Below are 24188 nucleotides of genomic sequence, written 5' to 3'. Positions count from 1 at the left end.
CGCTGACCGCCTGCCGCTCCCCGGCTCATCGGCGACGGTGTTCCAGCATGGCAGGCATCCCGCGGCCACAGTAGCCATTCCGGCGGCCCGCCCGGCACAAGGCCGTCTCGCGGCCACGGCGGATCAGCCGGCGGCCGGGCGGAACCGGCCAGCCGCGACGCCCGCCGGCCTACGGAAGCGCTCGGCTCCGGGGCTCCGGGGCGGGGTGCGGGAACGGCGTTGCATAAAAGTTCGCCCCTTCGTATAGTCATGCCATCGAGAAGGAGGAACGATGGCGGTACGTGCGGCAGTGGCGGGGGCGAGCGGCTACGCGGGAGGGGAACTCCTGCGCCTGCTGCTCGGGCACCCCGAGGTGCGCATCGGCGCGCTGACCGGGAACTCCAACGCGGGGCGTCCGCTCGGTGAGCTCCAGCCTCAGCTCGCGGCGCTGGCCGACCGGGTGCTGGAGCCGACCGGCGCGGAGGTGCTGGCCGGGCACGACGTCGTCTTCCTGGCCCTGCCGCACGGTGAGTCCGCGGCCGTCGCGGAGCGGCTCGGCGCGGACGTGCTCGTCGTCGACTGCGGAGCCGACTTCCGCCTGGCCGACGCCGCGGACTGGGACCGCTACTACGGTACCCCGCACGCCGGGACCTGGCCGTACGGCCTGCCCGAACTGCCCGGGGCCCGCGAGGCGCTGCGGGGCGCCCGGCGCGTCGCCGTCCCCGGCTGCTATCCGACGGCCGTCTCCCTGGCCCTGTTCCCCGCCTACGCCGCCGGGCTGGCCGAGCCGGAGGCCGTGGTCGTCGCGGCCACCGGCACCTCGGGCGCGGGCAAGGCGCTCAAGCCGCACCTGCTGGGCAGCGAGGTCATGGGCGCGATGAGCCCGTACGGCGTCGGCGGCGTCCACCGGCACACCCCGGAGATGGCGCAGAACCTCTCCGCGGCGGCCGGGGAACGGGTCACCGTCTCCTTCACCCCGACGCTCGCCCCCATGCCCCGGGGCATCCTCGCCACCTGCTCCGCCAAGGTGCGCCCCGGCGTCACCGGCGCCGCGCTGCGCGAGGCGTACGGCAAGGCGCTCGCCGGTGAACCGTTCGTGCGGCTGCTGCCCCCGGGGCAGTGGCCGTCCACCGCCCACGTCACCGGCGCCAACACCGCGCTCCTCCAGGTCGCGCTGGACGAGACGGCCGGACGGCTCGTCGCCGTCAGCGCCGTCGACAACCTGACCAAGGGCACGGCGGGCGGCGCGGTGCAGAGCATGAACATCGCCCTCGGGCTCCCGGAGGAGCTGGGGCTTCCCACCACCGGAGTGGCCCCGTGAGCCGCACGCACCCCGCGGCCGGGGACGACAGAGACGGAGAAGGCTTGTGAGTGTCACCGCTGCGAAGGGCTTCACGGCGGCGGGTGTCGCCGCCGGGATCAAGGAGAGCGGCGCCGCGGACCTGGCGCTGGTCGTCAACAACGGCCCCCGGCTGGCGGCCGCCGGGGTGTTCACCGCCAACCGCGTCAAGGCCGCGCCCGTCCTGTGGTCGCAGCAGGTGCTCACGGGCGGTCAGGTCTCCGCGGTCGTCCTCAACTCCGGCGGCGCCAACGCCTGCACCGGCCCGCTGGGCTTCGGGGACACCCACGCCACCGCCGAGAGGGCCGCCGAGGTGCTGGGGCACAGCGCCGCCGAGATCGCCGTCGCCTCCACCGGCCTGATCGGCATCCGGCTGCCCATGGACAAGCTGCTGCCCGGCATCGGGGCGGCCGCCGCCGCGCTCTCCCCGCACGGCGGGGAGAAGGCGGCGATCGCCATCAAGACGACCGACACCGTGCACAAGACCGCCGTCGCCGAGGGCACCGGGTACACCGTGGGCGGCATGGCCAAGGGAGCGGGCATGCTGGCCCCGGGCCTGGCCACCATGCTCGTCGTCCTCACCACCGACGCGGACGTCCCCGCCGGGGAGCTGGACCGGGCCCTGCGCGCCGCCACCCGCACCACCTTCGACCGGGTGGACTCCGACGGCTGCATGTCCACCAACGACACCGTGCTCCTCCTGGCCTCCGGCGCGTCCGGCACCGTCCCGGACGCCGCGGAGTTCGCTGAGGCCGTGCGCACCGTCTGCGACGACCTGGGGCAGCAGCTCATCCGGGACGCCGAGGGCGCCTCCAAGGACATCCGCATCGAGGTCACCGGCGCGGCCAGCGAGGACGACGCCGTGCTCGTGGGCCGCTCCATCGCCCGCAACAACCTGCTCAAGTGCGCGCTGCACGGCGAGGACCCCAACTGGGGCCGCGTGCTGTCCGCGATCGGCACCACCAGCGCCGTCTTCGAGCCCGACGAGCTGAACGTGGCCATCAACGGCGTGTGGGTGTGCAAGCAGGGCTCCGTCGGTGAGGACCGCGAACTGGTCGACATGCGCTTCCGCGAGGTGCGCGTCACCGCCGACCTCGCCGCCGGTCCGCACTCCGCCGTCATCTGGACGAACGACCTCACCGCCGACTACGTCCACGAGAACAGCGCCTACTCCTCCTGATGAGGGTCATGAGTACTCGAAAGCACACCGCACTGCCCAAGGCCCGTACGCTCATCGAGGCGCTGCCCTGGCTCACCCGGCACCACGGCAAGACGGTCGTCGTCAAGTTCGGCGGGAACGCCATGGTGGACGACGCGCTGAAGGCCGCCTTCGCGCAGGACGTCGTCTTCCTGCGCCACGCCGGGCTCAAGCCGGTCGTCGTGCACGGCGGCGGGCCGCAGATCAGCGCGCAGCTCGACCGCCTCGGCCTGGCCTCGGAGTTCAAGGCCGGGCTGCGCGTCACCACGCCCGAGACGATGGACGTCGTGCGCATGGTGCTGGCCGGGCAGGTGCAGCGCGAACTCGTCGGCCTCCTCAACCGGCACGGCCCGCTGGCCGTCGGCATGACCGGCGAGGACGCGCACATCATGACCGCCGTCCAGCGCTTCGCCGACATCGACGGCGAGCGGGTGGACATCGGCCGCGTCGGCGACGTCACCGCCATCGAGACGGGCGCCGTGCGGGCGCTGCTGGACGACGGGCGCATCCCCGTCATCTCCTCCATCGCCCGCAGCGCCGACGACGAGCACGTCTACAACGTCAACGCCGACACGGCCGCCGCCGCGCTGGCCGCCGCGCTCGGCGCCGAGACGCTGATGGTGCTCACCGACGTCGAGGGCCTGTACGCCGACTGGCCGCGCAGCGACGACGTCATCAGCCGGCTCACCGTCAGCGAGCTGGAGAAGCTGCTGCCCGAGCTGGCCAGCGGCATGGTGCCCAAGATGGAGGGCTGCCTGCACGCGGTACGGGGCGGCGTGCGGACGGCCCGCGTCATCGACGGCCGGGTGCCGCACTCGATCCTGCTGGAGATCTTCACCGACGAGGGCATCGGCACCATGGTCGTGCCGGACGAGGAGACGCGGTCATGAGCAACCGGAGCCTGGCCGAGCGCTGGCAGGGCGCGCTGATGGACAACTACGGCACCCCGCGGCTGTCCCTGGTCCGCGGCGAGGGCGCCCGGCTGTGGGACGCCGACGGCAAGGAGTACCTCGACTTCGTCGGGGGCATCGCGGTCAACGCGCTCGGCACCGGCCACCCCGCCGTCGTCCGCGCCGTGCACGACCAGCTCGCCACGCTCGGGCACGTCTCGAACCTGTTCATCTCCGAGCCGCCGGTCGCGCTGGCCGAACGCCTGCTGGAGCTGGCCGGGCGGCCCGGCGCCGTCTACTTCTGCAACTCCGGCGCCGAGGCCGTCGAGGCCGCGTTCAAGATCGGGCGGCGCACCGGGCGCACCGGCATGGTCGCCACCACCGGCGGCTTCCACGGCCGCACCATGGGCGCCCTCGCCCTGACCGGCCAGCCCGCGAAGCGGGAGCCGTTCCTGCCGCTGCCCGGCGACGTCACCCACGTCCCCTTCGGCGACACCGAGGCGCTGCGGGCCGCCGTCACCGAGGACACCGCGCTGTTCGTCGTGGAGCCGGTCCAGGGCGAGAACGGCGTCGTCGTGCCGCCCGAGGGCTACCTCGCCGCGGCCCGGGAGATCACCCGGGCCACCGGGACGCTGCTCGTGGTGGACGAGGTGCAGACCGGCATCGGCCGCCTCGGGCACTGGTTCGCCTGCCAGGCCCAGGGCGTCGAGCCGGACGTCGTCACCCTGGCCAAGGGGCTCGGCGGCGGCCTGCCCCTCGGCGCCACCCTCGCGTTCGGGGAGGCCGCCCACCTGCTCACGCCGGGGCAGCACGGCTCCACCTTCGGCGGCAACCCCGTCTCCTGCGCCGCGGCCCTCGCCGTCCTGGACACCCTCGCGGCCGAGGGCACGCTCGGCTCCGTCAAGCGGGTGGGCGGCCACCTGGCGGACGGCGTACGGGCGTTGGGGCACCCGCTGGTCGACCGGGTCCGCGGCGCCGGACTGCTGCTGGGTATCGTGCTCACCGAGCCGGTCGCCGCCCAGGTGCAGCAGGCGGCTCAGGACGCGGGCTTCCTGGTGAACGCGGTCGCGCCGGACGTCGTCCGGCTGGCCCCGCCGCTGATCATCACGGAGGGCGAGGCGGACGCACTGCTCCGCGCGCTCCCCGGCGTCCTCGACGCAGCCGCACGGGCGGGCTCCGCCGTCGCGGCGGAGCCCGCCCGAGACCTGAGAGGGTGACCATGAGCGAGGAGCAGCGCGACGGCCAGGCCGTTCCGCAGACGCGGACGGCCCGGCACCGCCGGATCGTGGACATCCTGAACCGGCACCCCGTGCGTTCCCAGAGCCAGCTCGCCGGGCTCCTCGCCGACGACGGCCTGACCGTCACGCAGGCCACCCTCTCCCGCGACCTGGACGAGCTGGGGGCGGTGAAGATCCGCAACACCGGCGGGGAGCTGATCTACGCCGTCCCCGGCGAGGGCGGCGACCGCACGCCCCGCGCCCCTCTGGGGGAGTCGGCGACCGAGGCGCGCATGGCCCGGCTGGCGGGGGAGCTGATGATCTCGGCGGAGGCCTCCGCCAACCTCGTCGTGCTGCGCACCCCGCCCGGCGCCGCCCAGTTCCTCGCCTCGGCGATCGACCAGGCCGGGGTCCACGAGATCATCGGCACCATCGCGGGCGACGACACGCTGCTGCTGATCAGCCGCGCTCCCGACGGCGGACAGCCGCTCGCCGCCCACCTGCTCCAGCTCGCCGAACGCCACCGCTGACCCGGGCCCGGAGCGGGCGCCACCGCCTCCGGGGCGGCGTGCGAGGATCGCACGATGAGAAATCCCCGCTGCGGGCTACTGCGCTGGCAGTTCGACATGACCTGGTCGCTGTTCGAGTACCACCTGGAGCGGCTCGCACCCGAGGCCCTCCTGTGGGAGCCCGCCGACCTGAGCTGGACGGTGCGCCCGGACGCCGCCGGGAACTGGCTGCCGGACTGGGCCGACGCCGAGCCCGACCCCGTTCCCGTTCCCACCATCGGCTGGGTGAGCTGGCATATCGGCTGGTGGTGGAGTACCGCCATCGATCACGCACAGGGGCGTACGCCGCGGGAACGCACCGACGTCACCTGGCCCGGCGACGGCCCGGCGACCGTCGCCTGGCTCCAGGACCTGCGGACCCAGTGGCTGGCGGTCCTCGACGACCTCACCGACGCCGATCTGGACGCCGCCTCCACGCTGCCGTGGCAGACCCCTCCGGACAACACCACCGGACACATGATCGCCTGGCTGAACGCCGAGCTGATGAAGAACGTGGCGGAGATCGGGCAGCTGCGGCTGATCTGGGCGGCCTCGCAGCCGCGGCCGGGGAAGCGGTAGGGCCCGGCAGCCGGATCGCCGTGCGGCCGGCAGCGGCCCCGGGCGGGAAAGCAGGTGACGCGGGCGCGGGCGCCGGGTGATGATCGGCGCGTCCGCCCCGTCACCGACGTCCCCGGGAGCCGCCCCGTGCCGCACCGCCTCACCGTCCCCGGTCTCTTCCCGCCGCCCGGATACGCGCACGCCGCCGTCGTGGAGGCGGGGGAGCGGCTGGTCTTCACCGCGGGCGGCGTCCCGCTGGACGCGTCCGGCGACCTCGTCGGACCCGGCGACCGGCCGGCCCAGACCCGGCAGGTCCTGGCCAACCTGTCGGCGGCGCTGGAGGCGGCGGGCAGCGCGCTCGGGCACGTCGTCTCCACGGAGGTGTACGTGGTGGCCGAGCGGGACGAGGACCTGTACGCGGTGTGGGACGAGGTGCGGGCCTCGGACCTGTCCGCCGGTCCGCACGCCTCCACCCTGCTCGGGGTCGCCCGGCTCGGCTATCCCGGGCAGCTCGTGGAGATCACCGCCGTGGCGACGGTCCCGGGCTCACCCGCGCCGGGCTGAGCCGGGACGGGGCCGGTCACGGCGTGGGGGGCAGTGGCAGGGGCAGACCGGGCAGGCCGTCGAGGCTGGTGGCCACGTGCTCCTTCGACTGGAAGTACGCGTCCAGGCTCTCGTCCGTCTCGCGTCCGAAGCGGGAGCCGTGCAGCGGACGGTCCGCGTCGTAGCTCATGAACGGCACGGCGAAGCCGCAGGTGTCGCGGATGTGCTCGGCGGTGACGACGATGATCGCCCGCAGCCCGTGAGGTGACGGGTCGATGCCGGGGAAGCGGGCCAGCAGGCCGGGGAAGCGCGGGTCGTCGCGCAGCACCGGCTCGCCGCGCCCGTGCACCCGCAGGATGTTCGGCGGCCCCGAGAAGGCACACCACATGAGGGTGATCCGGCCGTTCTCCCGCAGGTGGGCGACCGTCTCGGCGTTGCTGCCCGCGAAGTCGAGGTACGCCACGGTGTGCTCGTCCAGGACGGCGAGGGAGCCGCGCAGGCCCTTGGGGGAGAGGTTGACGGTGCCGTCGGCCGCCAGCGGCGCGGTGGCGGTGAAGAAGACGGGCTGCTCCTCGATGAACGCCCGCAGCCGGTCGGTGATGTGTTCATGTCTGTTACCCATGGCCCCATTCAACCCCGTCGCCGCGCGCGGCGGCATCGCTTTACCCCGCCCCCGACCTGCGGAAACCCGGGCGCTTTGACGAACCATACGGAGGGATGCATACTTATGCCAGTCGCCGTATGGATCGTAAGGAGTTCCCCGTGACCGAGCGCGTCGTACTCGCCTATTCCGGCGGCCTGGACACCTCCGTCTGCATCGGCTGGATCGCGGAGGAGACCGGTGCCGAGGTCGTCGCCGTCGCCGTGGACGTCGGCCAGGGCGGCGAGGACCTCGACGTGATCCGCAAGCGCGCGCTGGCCTGCGGTGCCGTCGAGGCCGAGGTGGCCGACGCCAGGGACGAGTTCGCCGACGAGTACTGCCTGCCGGCGATCAAGGCCAACGCCCTGTACATGGACCGGTACCCGCTCGTCTCCGCCCTGTCCCGGCCGGTCATCGTCAAGCACCTGGTGGCCGCCGCGCGCAAGCACGGCGCCACCACCGTCGCCCACGGCTGCACCGGCAAGGGCAACGACCAGGTGCGGTTCGAGGCCGGGATCTCCTCCCTGGCCCCCGACCTGAAGTGCATCGCTCCCGTCCGGGACTACGCCATGACCCGGGACAAGGCCATCGCCTTCTGCGAGGAGAAGAACCTCCCGATCGCGACGACGAAGAAGTCCCCCTACTCCATCGACCAGAACGTCTTCGGGCGCGCGGTCGAGACGGGGTTCCTGGAGGACATCTGGAACGCGCCCATCGAGGACGTCTACGAGTACACTGGCAACCCGGCCGACCAGCGGGACGCCGACGAGGTCGTCATCACCTTCAAGGAGGGCGTGCCGGTCGCCGTCGACGGCCAGCCCGTCACCGTCCTCCAGGCCATCCAGCAGCTCAACGAGCGGGCGGGGGCCCAGGGCGTCGGCCGGATCGACATGGTCGAGGACCGGCTCGTCGGCATCAAGTCCCGGGAGGTCTACGAGGCGCCCGGCGCCATCGCGCTGATCACCGCCCACCAGGAGCTGGAGAACGTCACGGTCGAGCGCGAGCTGGCCCGCTACAAGCGGCAGGTCGAGCAGCGCTGGGGCGAGCTGGTCTACGACGGCCTGTGGTTCTCCCCGCTCAAGCGGGCGCTGGACGGCTTCGTCGACGAGGCCAACGCCCACGTCAGCGGTGAGATCCGGATGACGCTGCACGGCGGACGGGCCGTCGTCACGGGCCGCCGGTCCGAGGCGTCGCTGTACGACTTCAACCTCGCCACCTACGACACCGGCGACACCTTCGACCAGTCGCTGTCCAAGGGCTTCATCGAACTCTTCGGGATGTCCAGCAAGATCGCGGCCAAGCGGGACCTCGCGCAGTAACCCCCGGCCGCACCCACACCCCGCCGCCCCGCCCCTGCACCGGGCGGGGCGGCGGTCTCCCACGGCGTCACACACACGGCAGCGCGGCCGGCGGGCCGCGCGAGGCAAGGAGCGAACGAGCGATGAGCAACGGAGTGGAGCCCCGGGCGGACGGTGGCGACGTGCGGCTGTGGGGCGGCCGTTTCGCCGACGGACCGTCCGAGGCGCTGGCCCGCCTCAGCGCCTCCGTCCACTTCGACTGGCGGCTCGCCCCCTACGACATCGCCGGGTCCCGCGCCCACGCCCGGGTGCTGCACCGGGCCGGGCTGCTCACGGCCGGCGAACTGGAGCGCATGCTCGCCGGCCTGGACCGCCTGGAGGCCGACGTCGCGGACGGCAGCCTCACCGGCACCATCGCCGACGAGGACGTCCACACCGCCCTGGAGCGCGGCCTGCTGGAGCGGCTCGGACCCGACCTCGGCGGCAAACTGCGCGCGGGCCGGTCCCGCAACGACCAGGTCGCCACCCTCTTCCGCATGTACCTGCGCGACCACGCCCGCCGCATCGGCGGACTGCTCGCCGACCTCGGCGAGGCGCTGGCCGGCCTCGCCGAGGCCCACGGGGACGTGGCGATGCCCGGCCGCACCCACCTCCAGCACGCACAGCCCGTCCTCTTCGCCCACCACGTGCTCGCCCACGTCCAGGCGCTCGGCCGGAACGCCGAGCGGCTGCGCCAGTGGGACGCGCGCACCGCCGTCTCGCCCTACGGCTCGGGCGCGCTGGCCGGGTCCTCCCTCGGCCTGGACCCAGAGGCCGTCGCCGCGGACCTCGGGTTCGAGCACGGCTCGGCCGCCAACTCCATCGACGGCACCGCCGCCCGCGACTTCGCCGCCGAGTTCGCCTTCATCACCGCGATGATCGGCGTGGACCTCTCCCGGATCGCAGAGGAGGTCATCATCTGGAACACGAAGGAGTTCTCCTTCGTCACCCTGCACGACGCGTTCTCCACCGGCTCCTCGATCATGCCGCAGAAGAAGAACCCGGACATCGCGGAACTGGCCCGCGGCAAGTCCGGACGGCTCATCGGGAACCTCACCGGCCTGCTGGCCACGCTCAAGGCCCTCCCGCTCGCCTACAACCGCGACCTCCAGGAGGACAAGGAACCCGTCTTCGACTCCTGCGACCAGCTCGAAGTCCTGCTGCCCGCCTTCACCGGCATGATGGCCACCCTCACGGTCCACCGCGAGCGCATGGAGGAACTGGCCCCCGCCGGGTTCTCGCTCGCCACCGACATCGCCGAGTGGCTGGTCAAGCGGGGTGTGCCGTTCCGCGTCGCCCACGAGGTGGCGGGGGAGTGCGTCAAGGAGTGCGAGGGGGCCGGGATCGAGCTGGACGAGCTGACGGACGCCCAGTTCGCCGCGATCTCGCCGCACCTCACCCCCGACGTCCGTGCGGTGCTCAGCGTGCCCGGCGCCCTCGCCGCCCGCAGCGGACGCGGCGGCACCGCGCCGTCGGCCGTGGCGGTGCAGCTCGCCGAGGTGAAGGCCGACCTGGCCCGGCAGCGGGAGTGGGCCGAAGCGAAGCGCTGAGGCGGCGGGGACGCGCCCCCGCGACCGCCGCCCGGCCCGGTGCGTCGTCCGCACCGGGCCGGGCGGCGGTCGGCGGAGTACGGCGAGGACGGCACCGGCCGTGCGGGTGCGGCAGGCAAGAGCCGCGGACGCTCTGCCGCCACCCCGCCGGGGGACGGCTCCCGGCGTCGGCTCAGGCGGCCTTGGCCTTGGTGGCGTACATGTCGACGTACTCCTGGCCGGACAGCCGCATGACCTCGCTCATGACCTCGTCCGTCACCGCGCGCAGCACGTAGCGGTCGCGGTCCATGCCGTCGTAGCGGGAGAAGTCGAGCGGCTGGCCGAAGCGGACGGTGATGCGGCGGTCCCGCCCGACCCGGGGCAGGCCCTTGCCGCCCGGCTGTACCCGGTCGGTGCCGATCATGGCGAACGGCACCACCGGCGCGCCGGTCATCAGGGCCAGGCGGGCGATGCCGGTACGGCCCCGGTACAGCCGGCCGTCGGGGGAGCGGGTGCCCTCCGGGTAGATGCCGAAGACGTTGCCCTCCTCCAGCACGCGCCGTCCCGTCATCAGCGCCGCCACACCGCCGCGGGCGCCGTCCCGGGTGACCGGGATCATGCCCACCCCGGTGAAGAACCAGGCCATCAGCCGGCCCTTCAGGCTGGTGCCCGTGACGTACTCGTCCTTGCCGATGAAGAACACCTGCCGGGAGACGACCAGCGGCAGGATCATCGAGTCGATGAACGTCAGGTGGTTGCCGGCCAGGATGACCGGACCCTCGGCGGGGATGCGCTCGGCACCCTCGACCCGCGGGCGGAAGAGCACGCGCAGTACCGTGCCGAGTACCGCTTTGATCAGCAGGAAACGGCTCATACCGGGATTCAGCCTCCGTCGGGAAGGTCCGCGCAGGCGCGCGGACGGCAGGTCAGGACGATACCCATGGACCGGGTACCCCGCCGCACGGGGTACACCACACGGCTGGGCGCGCCACTCGCGTCCGGCCCGCGGCGGTGTGCTGTTCCCGGGGTGTTCCGCCGCGCGTCTCCCCGGTGACAGACCCGCGCGCCTACGCTTCGGCCCGTCATCCGTCAGGCACACGGGCGGCGTTGCGCGCGCACCGCGTGCCGCCCGGCAGGGAGGAGCATCATGGGAGAGCAGAGCAGGCCCGGCCGCAGAGCCGTGCTGGGAGCGACGGTGCTGGGCGCCGGAGCCACGGCGCTCGGCGCGGCGGCGGGCCAGGCGCACGCCCTGCCCGGTCAGGCGGCCTCTGCCGGGGGCCGCCCCGGACGGCTGCCCGTGCCCGCCGTCGTCGCCCACCGCGGCGCCAGCGGATACCGTCCCGAACACACCTTCGGGGCCTACGAGCTGGCGCTCGACATGGGCGCGGACATCATCGAGCAGGACCTCGTGCCCACGAAGGACGGCCACCTGGTGTGCCGGCACGAGAACGAGATCGGCGGCACCACCGACGTCGCCGGCCACCCGCGCTTCGCCGGCCGCAGGACCACCAAGACGGTCGACGGGCAGCGCGTCACCGGCTGGTTCACCGAGGACTTCACCCTGGCGGAGCTGAAGACCCTGCGCGCCACCGAGCGCATTCCCGCGCAGCGCCAGCACAACACCGTCTACGACGGCCGCTGGGACGTGCCCACCTTCGAGGAGGTGCTGCGCTGGGCCCGCACCGAGGGCAGGAAGCGCGGGCGCACGGTGTGGCTGCACGTGGAGACCAAGCACCCCAGCTACTTCCGCGCCCTCGGGCTCGGCCTGGAGGAGCGGCTGGCGCGGCTGCTGCGCGCCCACCGGCTGCACCGGCGCACCGCCCCCGTCTTCGTCCAGTCCTTCGAGCCGGGCAGCATCCGGCGCATGGCCCGGCTCGTGGACACCCCCGGTGTGGTGCTGCTGTCCTCGGCGGGCTCCCGCCCGTGGGACTTCACCCAGTCCGGCGACCCCCGCACCGTCGCCGACCTCGTCACCCCCGCCGGGCTGGACTGGATCGCCTCCTTCGCCCGCGGCATCGGCCCCACCCTGGACCTCGTCGTCCCGCGCGGCCGCGACGGCCGGCTCGGCGCGCCCACCTCCCTGGTGCGCGACGCCCACGCCCGTGACCTCGTCGTGCACCCGTACACGATGCGCAACGAGAACACCTTCCTGCCCGCCGAGTTCCGGCGCGGCACCGACCCCGCCGCCCACGGGGACGCCTTCGGTGCCCTGCGCGCCTACTTCGCCACCGGCATCGACGGCCTCTTCGCCGACCAGCCCGACACCGCCCTGCTGGCCGCGGACGACTTCCGTCGCTCGCGCGGGTGATCTCCGGCCGCCGCCGAAACCGCCCGGCGGGACGCGCGCGTCCCGCCGGGCATGGACGTATCCGACCACCCGCCGCACACCCCGCCCACCGCGCCGCCGGCCGGTACCGCGTCCGGTGCCGACGGCGCCTTCGGGGCACCGCCCGCACCGGCGGGCCCCGGCCTGCCCGAGCGGCTGCGCCGGCTGCTGGCCGCCGAGTGCGCCGCCGAGGCCCACGCCGCCCCCGGCACCGAGGCGGAGGACCTGGAGCAGGCCGTCCTGCTGCGCTGGCTCGAACACCACCGCACCCACGGGCCGCCCGCCCGGCCCGGCGCGTGGCTGCGCGCCGCCGTCCGCGCCGAGGCCCGTCCGGGACGGCGGCGCGCACGCCGCGAGGTCGCCTACGCCAGCGCCTACGCGGACTGCGGGAGCGAGGCCGGCGACGCGCCCCCCGGCGCCGCCGACGAGGGCGGCGGCCCGGCCGGTCCGGTCGAGCACAGCGCCGAGCTGCGGTTCCTCGCCCAGGAGAGGGGCCGGCTCCTGCGCAGCCGCATCCCGGCCCTGCCCGGCCGCTGCCCGAGGGTGCTGACCGCCCTGCTGGCGGACGAGGACGCGACCTACCGCGAAATCGCAGGCGAGTTGGGAATCTCACAGGGGAGTCTGGGGCCGTTGCGTTCTCGTTGCCTGGGATGTCTGCGCAGAATGCTCCTGGCGGAGGTTGGAAACCCTGACCACGTGGGAAGGGTGCGATAGACGACCGGCGCCATCAGGGCAGCCAGCCCGGCCGCGCGACCCTCCTTTTGGCGCGCCGGGCCCACACACCAGAAAGAGGCGTGCGCACATGGGCATGAGCGTGACCATCTCTGCGGCGGCCGGGCCGGACACCGAGCAGATCCTCAAGCTCCAGTACCTCTGCTACCAGAGCGAGGCCGAACTGTACGGGGACTGGAGCATCGAACCGCTCACCCAGACGCTCGCGGACCTGCGCGCCGAACTCGCGGACGGCCTCGTGCTCGTCGCCCGGCTCGGCGACGAGGTCGTGGGATCGGTGCGGGGCACGGTGGACGCCGACGGCACCGCGCACATCGGCAAGCTCGTCGTCCACCCCCGGCTGCAGCGCCACGGCCTCGGCGGACGGCTGCTGACCGCGCTGGAGAGGCGTCTCGCCGAGGAGCAGGGCGCCCGGCGCTTCCGCCTCTTCACCGGCCACCGCAGCGAGGGCAACCTGCGGCTGTACCGGCGCTGCGGCTACGTCGCCTCGGCCACCGAGCGGGTATCGCCCCGGCTCAGCCTCATCACCCTGGAGAAGGCCGCCGTCGCCGCGGAGTACGCGCGCAGCGCGTGAGCGGTCCCGCGCGGGGGTCCCGCTCGCCGGTCAGGCGCCGCGGGACCTCCGCAGCCACAGCAGGCCCACCACCGGCAGCACCAGCGGAATGAACAGGTAGCCCATGCCGTAGGCCGACCACACGGTGGTGTCGGGGAAGGCGTCCGGGTCCAGGGCGGACCAGGTGCCGACGGCCAGCACTCCGGCCAGCTCCGTGACGCAGCCCGCCAGCGCCGTCCTGCGGGCCCGCTCACCGCCGCGCACCAGCGCCACGGTGATGCCCGCGTACACGGCGGCGGCCAGCGCCGACAGCGCGTAGGGCAGCGGAGCCTCGTCGAACCGCGTGGCGATCTGGTAGGCCGAGCGGGACGCGGCGCCGATGGTGAAGACGCAGTAGAGCGTCACCAGGAGCCGTCCCGGTCCGGTGCCGATGCCGCGCGCCGTACCGGTCGTGTTCCGCCGCGCCAAACCCGGGGCCGGTGCCATGGACCTCTCCTTCGCCTGCCGCGTCTCACGCACCGCCGCCACCCCAGACGTCGTACAGCCGGACCTGGAGCACCGCGAGCACCACGGCGCCCGCCGCCACCGTCGCCGACCCCCAGCGGGTGCGCTCGGCGAGGGAGAGGAAGCCGACCCCGGGGACCGCGGCGGCACAGCCCAGCAGGTAGGACACGAAGATCACCGAGCCACCGTCCGCGTCCCGCCCCCGGGAGAGCTGGACGATGCCGACGACGAGCTGGGCGAGGGCCAGCACGGTGACGACGGCCATCCCGGCGAAGTGCCAGTCCTTCGTGGGCTGGTCCCGGTAGGCCGCCAGGCCGCACCATGCGGCCAGCGCGAGCGCGGCCACGGCGACCGCGACCGTCAGCGGGGTGAACATGGCAGGGACTCTACTGCGCTGCCCGCGGTCTGCGGCGCGGCCCCCGGCCGCGCCCCGCGCGGGAGCGGAGCAGGACCCCGTGCCCGGCGGCGGGGCGCGGGGCACGTAGCCTGGGCCGTCATGAGGTTCTCCGCACAGGCCCTGCTGTTCGACAACGACGGCACCCTCATCTCGTCGCTCGCTTCCGTCGAACGCTGCTGGCGGCGCTGGTGCGAGGAGTACGGCGTCGGTGCGCGGGAGTTCGCCCGCGCGGGGCTGCACGGCCGCCCCGCCGCCGACATCATCGCCGACCTGCTGCCCGCCGGGCAGGTGCCCGCGGCGCTGGCCCGCATCGAGCACCTGGAGATCGCGGACGTGGCCGGCGGCGTCGAGCCGCTGCCCGGCGCCGTGCGGCTGACCGGGGTCCTGCCGCCCGAGCGCTGGGCCGTGGTCACCTCGGCGACCCGCGCGCTGGGCGAGGCCCGGCTGCGTGCGGCCGGGATCGCGCCGCCGCTGGTCGTCGCCGCCGACGATGTCGTGCGGGGCAAGCCCGATCCCGAGCCCTTCCGCGCAGCGGCGGCCAAGCTGGGCGTCGACCCGGCGCACTGCGTGGTCTTCGAGGACGCCCCCGTGGGGCTCACGGCGGCCCGGGCGGCGGGCATGCGCACCGTGGCCTTGACCACAACGCACGCGCGTGCGGAGCTGTCCGCCGACGCCGTCGTACCCGACCTCTCCGCTGTGTCCGTGCAGGTCACAGCGGATGGGCTGGAACTGCAGGCCGAGGTCTGAGCGCCGGGGCCGAGGGGTGCGCGGGCGCTCCGGGCCGTCCGGCATGCGGACGAACGTCTCGCCTGCCGGGAAGCGGCGCCCGGGGTCTGTTTTACTGGGCGCCATGACCACGACGCGCGGCCGCACCCCTGCCACCGAGGCGATGTCCCTGCCCGGTGGCCGCTGCACGCGTCGAATGTGTGACCGCTGAGGGCCCCTGCCTGAGCCGTCTCGCGCCCCGAAGCGAGACCCGCCGGACCTGAGCCGTGCCTCCCCCTCACCCGGGGTCCCGCCGCTCCGGCGCTCACGGGCGGTCCGCCGCGCCGCAGCCCGGCGCCCGCCCGCACCGCCCCCACGCAACACCGCCGTGCGCCGTCCGCGACCCGGGCGCCGCGCACTCGACAGTGACGGAAACCCAGTGATCACCACCACGGACCTGACGAAGGTCTACCGCACCAAGGACCGCGAGGTCACCGCCCTGGACGGGGTGAACCTGCACGTCCGCGAGGGCGAGGTCTACGGCGTCATCGGCCAGAGCGGCGCCGGGAAGTCCTCGCTCATCCGCTGCGTGAACCTCCTGGAGACCCCCACCTTTGGCACCGTGACCGTGGCGGGTGAGGACCTCACCGCCCTCGCCGGACGGGGGCCGCGGCCCTCCGCCGCGCTGCGGGCCGCGCGCAGCCGCATCGGCATGGTCTTCCAGCACTTCAACCTGCTGTCCTCACGCACCGTGCAGGGCAACGTGGAACTGCCGCTGGAGATCCTGGGCGTCTCCCGCGCCGCGCGGCGGCGCAAGGCACTCGACCTGCTCGACGTCGTCGGGCTCGCCGACCGGGCGCACGCCCACCCGGCCCAGCTCTCCGGGGGCCAGAAGCAGCGCGTGGGCATCGCGCGGGCGCTCGCCGGCGACCCGAAGGTGCTGCTGTCGGACGAGGCCACCTCGGCGCTCGACCCCGAGACCACGCGCTCCGTCCTGCAACTCCTGCGCGACCTGAACCGGCAGCTCGGCCTCACCGTGCTGCTCATCACCCACGAGATGGACGTCGTCAAGAGCGTCTGCGATTCGGCCGCCCTCATGCGCGGCGGCCGGATCGTGGAGTCCGGCACCGTGCCCGAGCTGCTGGCCACCCCGGGGTCGGAGCTGGCCGCCACGCTCTTCCCGGTCGGCGGCGCCCCCCTGGAGCCGGGCCGCACGGTGGTGGACGTCACCTTCCAGGGCGATGCCACCGCCCGTCCGGTGATCTCCCAGCTCTCCCGTACCTACAACATCGACATATCGATCCTCGGTGCCGCCATGGACACCGTCGGCGGACGGCAGACCGGCCGCATGCGCATCGAACTGCCCGGCGGTTTCGACGACAACGTCGTGCCCATCGGCTTCCTGCGCGAGCGGGGCCTGACGGTGGACGTCGTCACGGCGGCCGGGAGCGCGGACCACGGCGCGTCCGCGCAGCGCCCCCGGGGCGGCACGGCGGCAGACCCGGCGGACGCGACCCCCGCGCACGCCGCGGCGGCACCGGAGCGGAAGGCGGCACGATGACCTGGGCCCAGATGCAGCCGCTGCTGCTCCAGGGATGCGTCGACACCCTCTACATGGTCGGCTGGTCCGCGCTCCTCGCCGTGCTCGGCGGGCTGCCGCTCGGCGTCCTGCTCGTCCTGACCGACCGCGGCGGCATGCTGCGCAGCCCCGCGGTCAACCGGATCGCCGGCGCCGTGGTGAACGTCGGCCGCTCGCTGCCCTTCATCATCCTGCTGGTCGCCCTCATCCCGTTCACCAGTCTCGTGGTGGGCACCTTCATCGGTCCCACGGCCGCCGTCGTCCCCCTGGCCGTCGGCGCGATCCCGTTCTTCGCGCGGCTGGTGGAGACCGCGGTGCGCGAGGTCGACCGCGGCCTCGTCGAGGCCGCGCAGGCGATGGGCGGCGGCACCGGAACCGTCGTGTTCAAGGTGCTGCTGCCGCAGGCCCTGCCCTCACTGGTGGCCGGGCTGACGACCACCGTCATCGTGCTGATCGGCTACTCCGCCATGGCCGGTGTCGTCGGCGCCGGCGGCCTCGGCGACCTGGCCCACACCTACGGCTACCAGCGTTTCGAGACGTCGCTGATGCTCGTCACCGTCGCCGTGCTCGTCGTCCTGGTCACCGCCGTCCAGCTGGCCGGCGACACCGCGGTCCGGCTGCTGGGCCGCCGGCGGGGCACGGCGGGCTGACGCCCGCGCGGGCGCGGCCCGCGCCTGTCGTGTGCCGCCCCCGCGGCGGCGCACAGCGAAACGTCCGGCCCCGCCGTCCGCGGGGAGCCGGAACACCCAAGGCCCGAACTTTTTGTCGGGCAGGCACCACCGAAAGAGAGCACTCCTCGTGCGCACCACCAGCAAGATCACCGCCGCCGTCGCGGCCACCGCCGCGCTGACCCTGGGGCTGAGCGCCTGCGGCACCGCGTCCGACCCGCAGGACTCCCCGGGCGCCACGGGGGAGGGGCCGCTGACCGTGGCCGCCTCGCCGACGCCGCACGCCGCCATCCTGGAGTACGTCCGGGACCACCTGGCCGAGAAGGAGGGGCTGGACCTCAAGGTCAAGGTGGTCAACGACTACGTCCTGCCGAACACCGCCACCGAGAGCGGCGACGTCGACGCCAACTACTTCCAGCACAAGCCCTACCTGGACGACTTCCAGGCCAAGAACGGCACCCACATCACGCCGGTCGTGAACGTGCACCTCGAACCGCTCGGCCTGTACGCGGAGACGGCCGACGGCCTTGAGGACATCAAGGCCGGGCACACGATCGCCCTGCCCAACGACACCACCAACGGCGGGCGCGCGCTCCAGCTCCTCGACGCCCACGGCCTCATCGAACTGGCGGAGGGCGCCGGACAGGACGCCACCCTGGCCGACATCGCCGACCGCAAGGGCCTGGAGTTCAAGGAGCTGGAGGCCGCCACGGTGCCCCGGGCGCTCGGCGAGGTGGACGCCGCCGTCATCAACGGCAACTACGCCCTCGAAGCCGGTCTCGCGCCCGCCGAGGACGCCCTCGTCCTGGAGGAGGCGGAAGGCAACCCGTACGCCAACTTCCTCGCGGTCAAGGAGGGGAACGAGGACGACCCGCGCGTGGTCAAGCTGGCCCAGCTCCTCACCTCCGACGAGGTCAGGGCGTACATCGAGAAGGAGTACGGCGGCTCCGTCGTGCCCGCGTCCGGCACCGCCGGGGACTGACCGCCCGCAGCACCGCCGCGCCGCACGCGCCCGCGCCCGCGCCGCGCGTGCGGCCCCGGCGGCGGGTCCCGCGGCACCGGGAACCCGCCGCCGGGGCCCTCCCCGGCCATGCTGCATGCTGTGCACCCGACCCCCGTGGCATGGAGCGGCGCATGACTTCGACTTTCCCGGACATCTCGATCAGTACGGACCGGCTCGTGCTGCGCCCGTTCGAGGAAGCGGACGTGCCCGCGCTCACGGACATGATGAACGACGAACTCGTCACCGCGTGGACCGCGGCCCCGCACCCCTACACCGAGGCCGACGCCAGGCGGTGGATCGACCGTACGGCACCCGAGGAGCGCAGCGCTGGCCGCGGCGTCGTCCTCGCCGTGACCGAACTGCTGACGCAGCGTCTGGTCGGGCAGGTCCACCTGAAGGACACCGACTGGCGCACCCTGGCCACCCGCGCCGGGTTCGTCGTCGCCCCCTGGGCCCGGGGCGAGGGGTACGCCGCCGAATCGGTCCTCGCCGTCGCCGGCTGGCTCTTCCGCGACCAGTGGTTCGAGCGGCTGGAGCTGCGCACGGCGGCGGGGAACACCGCGTCGCAGCAGGTCGCCCAGAAGGTCGGCTGCGTCAGTGAGGGCGTCCTGCGCAACGCGTGGACGGCGCGCATGCGCACCGAGGACGGCACGTGGACGGACATGCGCACGGACCTCATCGTGTGGAGCCTGCTGCCCGAGGACCTCGACGACGACAGCGACGAGCAGGCCGTGGGCCGGCTCGGGTAACCTCACTCGCGCCCGGCCGGTGAGCCCTCCGGACGCCGGTCCCCGGGTGCCCCGCGCGGCCCGCCCGCGCCCGCCGTCCGTTCCGCGCACCCACGCACCGCACGCCGTTCCCCGACCGCGCCCCGGCCGCGATTCCCCCTCGCGCCCCCGGGCCCCGCTCGCTCCGCCGCACCCCTTTGCCGCATCCCGCCCCGCAGTACAGGAGAGTCCCGCCGATGGCCGACCGTGTCACCGTGATCGGCTGGGACGGCTCTCCGATGGACGGCGCCGCACGGGCCGCGCTCGGCGCGGCCACCCTAGTCGCCGGAGCCGCACACCACCTCGCCCTGCCCGAAGTGCCGCCGGGCGCCGAACAGGTGCGGCTGGGGAGCGTCCCGCTCGCCGCCCAGCGCATCGCCCGGCACCGCGGGACCGCGGTCGTCCTCGCGGACGGCGACCCCGGCTTCTTCGGCGTCGTGCGTGCCCTGCGCGCGCCCGAGCACGGCCTGGAGGTCGAGGTCGTCCCCGCCGTGTCGGCCGTCGCCGCCGCCTTCGCCCGCGCGGGCATGCCCTGGGACGACGCCCAGATCGTCGTCGCCCACAGCCGGACCCTGCGCCGCGCGGTCAACGTGTGCCGCGCCCACCCGAAGGTCGCCGTCCTCACCGCGCCCGGCGCCGGGCCCGCCGAACTCGCGCTGCTGCTCGCCGGTGTGCACCGCACCTTCGTCATCTGCGAGGGGCTGGGCACCGGACGGGAGAGCATGACCGTGCTCACCTCCGACAAGGCCGCCGACCACGTGTGGCGGGACCCGAACGTGGTGATCGTCGTCGGCGGGCACGGCGCGGGCGCCCAGTCCGGCACCGTGCAGGGCAGCGGCTGGCTCGCCGGGCGGCCCCCCGGCTACCCCGGGGGCCGGCGCGGCTGGGCCCTGCCCGCCGGGCCGGACGCCGGGCCGGACGGCGCCCGCCGGGGCGAGCGGGACGGCGGCCCGCCGCGCGAGGGGTCCGGCGCGCGGCTGACGACGGGCGAGTCCGCGCACCTGCGCGCGGCCCAGCTGGCCCGGATCGGGCCCCGCCCGGGTGACCTGGTGTGGGACATCGGCACCGGAGCCGGGACCGTCGCCGTGGAGGCGGCCGGGTTCGGGGCCGCCGTCATCGCGGTGGACCGCAACGCCGAGGCGTGCGCCCGCGCGACGGCGGCCGCCCGGGACGCCGCGGTACAGCTCCAGGTCGTGCACGGCGGCGCCCCGCAGGTGCTGGAGGACCTGCCCGAACCCGACGTCGTCCGCGTCGGCGGCGGCGGTCCGCGCACCGTCGCCGCCTGTGCCGAGCGGCGGCCCGAGCGGATCGTCACGCACGCCACCACCCGGGACGAGGCGGAGGAGGCAGGCCGGGTGCTCGCCGAGGCCGGATACCGGGTGGAATGCGCCCTGTTGCAGACGGTCGAACTGGACACGTCGCAGTGGCGCGAGCGGGACCGCACGGTGGTCTTCCTGCTCTGCGGGACCCGGGTGTGATCTGGGGCGGACAACCGTGATCAACCGGGGCCAGTCGTGCACCCGTGGCCGGTCGTGTCAGGGGTGCCGGGTAGGCTGATGGACTGTTGTGCCGTCACCCGGGATTGACGCTTTGTTCGATATTGTCCGGATGGCGGACGCGGGAGTCGTGCCGCGCGCCGCGCGTGCTCGTTCTCCCTACGGGGGAGTCCCACCGGGACTCGAAGGAGCACTACCGATGGCGAGGGGTACGCATGACTGACACCGGCCAGGTCCCGGGCGAGGGGCAGCCGGAGAACGCAGGCGCACAGCCCGGAGGGCCGGACGCGCCGGCCCCGGGCGCGTACGCCTACGCGGACCCGGCCACCGGCGGTGCGGCGAGCGACGAGGACGACCTGCTGCTGATGCCCGCCGCGCAGGGGGCCTGGACGGAGTCCGCCCACCCGGCCCCGGCCCGGCCCGTCCCCACCGGCGCGCAGTACCCCGCGCCGACGGGGACGGACGGCCACGGCTCCGCCGCGTACGGCGCCTACGGCCCCGAAGGCGCCGCAGCCGGTGCGCCCGGCGACGCCGCGCCGAACGGCGCGCCGGAGCAGAACGCCGCCCAGCCGGGGAGCGCGCCGCGCCGCCCGCTGCACCTCGGCCCGCCCGTGCCCGAACAGTCCAACGCCGTCCGGTCGCTGGCCGACCGCGGCCCGAGCCCGCAGGCGGGCCCCGCGCAGCCGGCGGACGCCGCGACGGCGGGCGGCGGGTGGCGGGCGGAGCCGGGCCGTTCCGACGGCGTCCCGGCGGCCGGTCACGGCGCCGGGCAGGCCGCCGGGGACACCGGACAGGCCGTCGGCGCGGCCGGGCACGCGGGTGCCGCCGCCCACCCTGCCGGGGACGGCCAGGGATACGGGGAGACGCCGTCGCGGAACCACGGCGAGTCGGCCGGGCCCAGCGGCGCCGGGCAGCCGTCCGCCGTCGGCGCCGAGCAGGCCGCCGGTGGCGGCGGGCCCGTGCCCGGGAGCGCCGGGCCGGTCGCTGAGACGGCCGGGCCGGTCGCCGCAGGCACCGAGCAGTACGCCGCGCTGCCTCCGCAGCCGGGCGCCTGGTCCCCGCAGGCACCGGTCGCGGAGCCCGCCGGGCCGGTGGCCGGCGGTCTCGCGGAACCGGGCGCCGAGGCTGCTGGGCCGGACGCCGGGGGCGTCGCGGAGCCGGTGGCTGAGGGCGTTGCGGAGCCGGTGTCCGGGGGCGTTGCGGAGCCGGTGGCCGCCGGGACGGCCCCGGTGGCTGAGCCGGTCGTGGAACCGGGCGCGCCCGGTGGGACGGAACCGGGTGCCGGAGTGGCTGGGGAGCCGGGTGGTGAACCGGTCGTGGAGCCGGTTGCCGTGCCGGTCGCGGAACCGGTTGCCGGGCCAGTTGTGGAGCCGGGTGTTCCGGATGTGTCCGGGGCTGGCTTCGCGGAGGTGGCGCCGGGCGCCGTGGACGCGGCCGCGCCGGGTGCGCCGGAGGCGGCCGGGGAACCGGCCGCGCCCCTGGCGGCGGAGCCGGGCGGCCCGGTGGCCGCGGAGGCGGGTCCCGCCGCGCCGGAGGGCGGCCCGGAACCGGCCGCCGCCCCCGAGCCGCCGCCCGCGCCGGAGCAGGTCGCGCCGCAGCCCCCGCACGTGGAGGAGCCGCGGCCCGCGGAGCTGCCGCACGTGGGGGAACCCCCGCACGCCGGAACCGCGCCCGAGCCCGCACCGGCGCCCGAGCCCGGACCGGCGGCCGGACCCGCGGCCGGTGCGGAGCCGGTCGGCCCGCGGCCGGAACCCGGGCTCCAGCCGGAGCCGCAGGACGGTCCGGACGACGCCCCCGCGCCCGGCCCGTCGGAACCGCGGCCCGCCGCCGGACCGGCGGCCGCCGACGCCGCCGCCCCGCACCCGGGGCTCCCTCCGGGGGAACCGGCCGCCGATCCGGAGCCCGGGCCCGCGCCCCGCGCCGTCCCGGCCACCCCTCCGGCACCCGGCTACCCGGACGCCGAGCGGGAGGCCCTGCACCGGGCGATGCGCGAGCGGCGCGACGTCCGCAACGGGTTCCGGCCCGACCCCATCCCGCACGAGGTGCTGCTGCGCGTCCTGGAGGCGGCCCACACCGCACCGAGCGTCGGCCACTCCCAGCCCTGGGACTTCGTCATCCTCCGCTCCGAGGAGACGCGCCGCGCCATGCACGAGCTGGCCACCCGTCAGCGCGAGGCGTACGCGCGGTCCCTGCCGCGCGCCCGCGCCAAGCAGTTCCGGCAGCTCAAGGTCGAGGCCATCCTCGACACCCCGGTGAACATCGTCGTGACCGCCGACCCGACGCGCGGCGGCCGCCACACCCTGGGCCGCCACACCCAGCCGCAGATGGCCCCGTACTCCTCGGCCCTCGCGGTGGAGAACCTCTGGCTCGCCGCCCGCGCCGAGGGCCTGGGCGTCGGCTGGGTCAGCTTCTTCGACGAGCGGGAGCTGGTCGGCGCACTCGACCTGCCCGAGCACCTGGAGGTCGTCGCCTACCTGTGCGTCGGCTACGTGGACTCCTTCCCCGACGAGCCGGAACTCGTGCGCTCCGGCTGGTCCAGGCGGCGTCCCCTGTCCTGGGTCGTGCACGAGGAGTCCTACGGACGGCGCGTGCTGCCCGGAGCCGAACCGAGCGACCTGCTGGGCGAGACGCTCGCGGGCATCCGCCCGCTGGACGCCAAGGCCCTCGGGGAGGCGTGGGAGCGCCAGAAGCGCATGACCAAGCCGTCCGGCGCCCTCGGCATGCTGGAGATCATCTCCGCGCAGCTCAGCGGGCTGGCCCGGCGGTGCCCGCCGCCGGTCCCCGAACCCGCCGCCGTGGCCGTCTTCGCCGGGGACCACGGCGTCCACGCCCAGGGCGTCACCGCCTGGCCGCAGGAGGTGACGGCGCAGATGGTCGCCAACTTCCTGAACGGCGGCGCGGTCTGCAACGCCTTCGCGAACCAGGTCGGCGCGGAGGTGTGCGTGGTGGACGTCGGCGTGGCGTGCGAGCTGCCCGGCACCCCCGGCCTGCTGCCGCGCAAGGTGCGGCCCGGCACCGCCGACGTCTCCACCGCTCCCGCCATGACGCGCGAGGAGGCGCTGCGGGCCATCGAGGTCGGCATCGAGACGGCGCGCGACCTGGTCACGGCGGGCAACAAGGCCCTGCTCACCGGTGAGATGGGCATCGCCAACACCACCGTCTCGGCCGCGCTCATCTCCGTCTTCACCGGCGCCGACCCGGCCGAGGTCACCGGCCGGGGCACCGGAATCAGCGACGAGACGCACGCGCACAAGGTCGACGTCGTCCGCCGCGTCCTGGAACTGCACCAGCCGGACCCGGCCGACCCGATCGGTGTCCTGACCGCCGTCGGCGGCCTGGAGCACGCCGCGCTCGTCGGGTTCATCCTCGGCGGCGCCTCGCTGCGCACCCCCGTGGTCCTGGACGGCGTGAGCGCCGGAGCGGCGGCCCTCGTCGCGCGGGCCATCGCCCCCGAGGCGCTGGCGGCGTGCATCGCGGGCCACCGCAGCGCCGAGCCCGGGCACGTCGCGGCCCTCACCAAGCTGGGACTGCGCCCGCTGGTCGACCTCGACCTGCGGCTCGGCGAGGGCACGGGAGCCCTGCTCGCGCTGCCCGTCGTGCAGAGCGCGGCCCGCGCGATGCACGAGGTGGCGACCTTCGACGCGGCAGGTGTCACCGAGAAGAGCTGACCCCGCGCGCCG

Annotated in this window: 23 protein-coding genes; 19 read left to right on the top strand and 4 right to left on the bottom strand. The window is 75.0% G+C overall.

What is annotated here, in order from left to right:
• Nucleotides 1–271 precede the first annotated feature (271 nt).
• The 7 genes from argC to V1J52_RS13205 all read left to right on the top strand — a co-directional run bounded on the left by argC (nt 272) and on the right by V1J52_RS13205 (nt 6293).
• A complete protein-coding gene (argC, locus tag V1J52_RS13235) occupies nt 272–1300 on the top strand; it encodes an N-acetyl-gamma-glutamyl-phosphate reductase (protein ID WP_330139929.1) in 1029 nt (342 codons plus the stop codon).
• A gap of 46 nt (nt 1301–1346) precedes the next feature.
• The gene (argJ, locus tag V1J52_RS13230; RefSeq protein WP_330139928.1) at nt 1347–2498 is read left to right on the top strand and encodes a bifunctional glutamate N-acetyltransferase/amino-acid acetyltransferase ArgJ; all 1152 of its coding nucleotides are present in this window, start codon (nt 1347–1349) and stop codon (nt 2496–2498) included.
• 8 nt (nt 2499–2506) lie between these two features.
• Nucleotides 2507–3406 (top strand): acetylglutamate kinase, encoded by a 900-nt coding sequence (gene argB / locus V1J52_RS13225; RefSeq protein WP_330139927.1) that lies wholly within the window; start codon nt 2507–2509, stop codon nt 3404–3406.
• Nucleotides 3403–4623: an acetylornithine transaminase gene (locus V1J52_RS13220; protein WP_330139926.1), complete on the top strand. Its 1221-nt coding sequence runs from the start codon at nt 3403–3405 to the stop codon at nt 4621–4623. The genes argB and V1J52_RS13220 overlap by 4 nt, the downstream gene beginning before the upstream one ends.
• A gap of 2 nt (nt 4624–4625) precedes the next feature.
• Nucleotides 4626–5153, top strand: a complete 528-nt coding sequence (locus V1J52_RS13215) for an arginine repressor (protein WP_330139925.1) — start codon at nt 4626–4628, stop codon at nt 5151–5153.
• 54 nt (nt 5154–5207) lie between these two features.
• Nucleotides 5208–5750, top strand: a complete 543-nt coding sequence (locus tag V1J52_RS13210; RefSeq protein ID WP_330139924.1) for a DinB family protein — start codon at nt 5208–5210, stop codon at nt 5748–5750.
• Nucleotides 5751–5876: 126 nt separating this feature from the next.
• Nucleotides 5877–6293: a RidA family protein gene (locus tag V1J52_RS13205; protein ID WP_330139923.1), complete on the top strand. Its 417-nt coding sequence runs from the start codon at nt 5877–5879 to the stop codon at nt 6291–6293.
• 16 nt (nt 6294–6309) lie between these two features.
• On the opposite strand, the gene V1J52_RS13200 is transcribed toward V1J52_RS13205, so the two are convergent.
• Entirely contained in the window at nt 6310–6894 is a 585-nt protein-coding gene (locus V1J52_RS13200) for a pyridoxamine 5'-phosphate oxidase family protein (protein WP_330139922.1), read from the bottom strand.
• Between the two features lie 140 nt (nt 6895–7034).
• Between V1J52_RS13200 and V1J52_RS13195 the strand changes: the two genes are divergently transcribed.
• The gene (locus V1J52_RS13195) at nt 7035–8231 is read left to right on the top strand and encodes an argininosuccinate synthase (RefSeq protein ID WP_330139921.1); all 1197 of its coding nucleotides are present in this window, start codon (nt 7035–7037) and stop codon (nt 8229–8231) included.
• Between the two features lie 122 nt (nt 8232–8353).
• Nucleotides 8354–9799: an argininosuccinate lyase gene (gene argH, locus V1J52_RS13190; protein WP_330139920.1), complete on the top strand. Its 1446-nt coding sequence runs from the start codon at nt 8354–8356 to the stop codon at nt 9797–9799.
• A gap of 172 nt (nt 9800–9971) precedes the next feature.
• Here argH and V1J52_RS13185 read toward each other — a convergent pair whose 3' ends face one another.
• Nucleotides 9972–10652 (bottom strand): lysophospholipid acyltransferase family protein, encoded by a 681-nt coding sequence (locus tag V1J52_RS13185; protein ID WP_330139919.1) that lies wholly within the window; start codon nt 10650–10652, stop codon nt 9972–9974.
• Nucleotides 10653–10925: 273 nt separating this feature from the next.
• Here V1J52_RS13185 and V1J52_RS13180 point away from each other — a divergent pair, with 273 nt between their 5' ends.
• The 3 genes from V1J52_RS13180 to V1J52_RS13170 all read left to right on the top strand — a co-directional run bounded on the left by V1J52_RS13180 (nt 10926) and on the right by V1J52_RS13170 (nt 13410).
• Complete coding sequence (locus V1J52_RS13180) at nt 10926–12086, top strand: glycerophosphodiester phosphodiesterase (RefSeq protein WP_330139918.1); 1161 nt, start codon at nt 10926–10928, stop codon at nt 12084–12086.
• Between the two features lie 51 nt (nt 12087–12137).
• Nucleotides 12138–12818: an RNA polymerase sigma factor gene (locus tag V1J52_RS13175; RefSeq protein WP_330139917.1), complete on the top strand. Its 681-nt coding sequence runs from the start codon at nt 12138–12140 to the stop codon at nt 12816–12818.
• A gap of 88 nt (nt 12819–12906) precedes the next feature.
• Entirely contained in the window at nt 12907–13410 is a 504-nt protein-coding gene (locus tag V1J52_RS13170; RefSeq protein ID WP_330139916.1) for a GNAT family N-acetyltransferase, read from the top strand.
• 30 nt (nt 13411–13440) lie between these two features.
• On the opposite strand, the gene V1J52_RS13165 is transcribed toward V1J52_RS13170, so the two are convergent.
• The gene (locus V1J52_RS13165; protein WP_330139915.1) at nt 13441–13875 is read right to left on the bottom strand and encodes a hypothetical protein; all 435 of its coding nucleotides are present in this window, start codon (nt 13873–13875) and stop codon (nt 13441–13443) included.
• 25 nt (nt 13876–13900) lie between these two features.
• Nucleotides 13901–14269: a hypothetical protein gene (locus V1J52_RS13160; protein WP_330139914.1), complete on the bottom strand. Its 369-nt coding sequence runs from the start codon at nt 14267–14269 to the stop codon at nt 13901–13903.
• Between the two features lie 120 nt (nt 14270–14389).
• Here V1J52_RS13160 and V1J52_RS13155 point away from each other — a divergent pair, with 120 nt between their 5' ends.
• The 7 genes from V1J52_RS13155 to cobT all read left to right on the top strand — a co-directional run bounded on the left by V1J52_RS13155 (nt 14390) and on the right by cobT (nt 24176).
• Nucleotides 14390–15037, top strand: coding sequence for an HAD-IA family hydrolase (locus tag V1J52_RS13155; protein ID WP_330139913.1), 648 nt, complete (start codon nt 14390–14392; stop codon nt 15035–15037).
• 397 nt (nt 15038–15434) lie between these two features.
• Nucleotides 15435–16556: a methionine ABC transporter ATP-binding protein gene (locus V1J52_RS13150; RefSeq protein ID WP_330139912.1), complete on the top strand. Its 1122-nt coding sequence runs from the start codon at nt 15435–15437 to the stop codon at nt 16554–16556.
• Nucleotides 16553–17224 carry a methionine ABC transporter permease gene (locus tag V1J52_RS13145; protein WP_330139910.1) on the top strand — a complete coding sequence of 224 codons (672 nt, stop codon included), beginning with the start codon at nt 16553–16555 and terminating at the stop codon, nt 17222–17224. The genes V1J52_RS13150 and V1J52_RS13145 overlap by 4 nt, the downstream gene beginning before the upstream one ends.
• Nucleotides 17225–17372: 148 nt before the next feature.
• On the top strand, nt 17373–18224 hold the full coding sequence (locus V1J52_RS13140; RefSeq protein ID WP_330139909.1) for a MetQ/NlpA family ABC transporter substrate-binding protein: 852 nt from the start codon (nt 17373–17375) through the stop codon (nt 18222–18224).
• 152 nt (nt 18225–18376) lie between these two features.
• Nucleotides 18377–18994 (top strand): GNAT family N-acetyltransferase, encoded by a 618-nt coding sequence (locus V1J52_RS13135; protein WP_330139908.1) that lies wholly within the window; start codon nt 18377–18379, stop codon nt 18992–18994.
• 215 nt (nt 18995–19209) lie between these two features.
• A complete protein-coding gene (gene cbiE, locus V1J52_RS13130; protein ID WP_330139907.1) occupies nt 19210–20490 on the top strand; it encodes a precorrin-6y C5,15-methyltransferase (decarboxylating) subunit CbiE in 1281 nt (426 codons plus the stop codon).
• Between the two features lie 233 nt (nt 20491–20723).
• Nucleotides 20724–24176: a nicotinate-nucleotide--dimethylbenzimidazole phosphoribosyltransferase gene (gene cobT / locus V1J52_RS13125; RefSeq protein WP_330139906.1), complete on the top strand. Its 3453-nt coding sequence runs from the start codon at nt 20724–20726 to the stop codon at nt 24174–24176.
• The last annotated feature ends 12 nt before the right edge of the window (nt 24177–24188 follow it).

Source organism: Streptomyces solitudinis, assembly GCF_036323765.1.
Lineage (GTDB): Bacteria > Actinomycetota > Actinomycetes > Streptomycetales > Streptomycetaceae > Streptomyces.
This window is presented reverse-complemented; position numbering and strand designations above follow the sequence as displayed.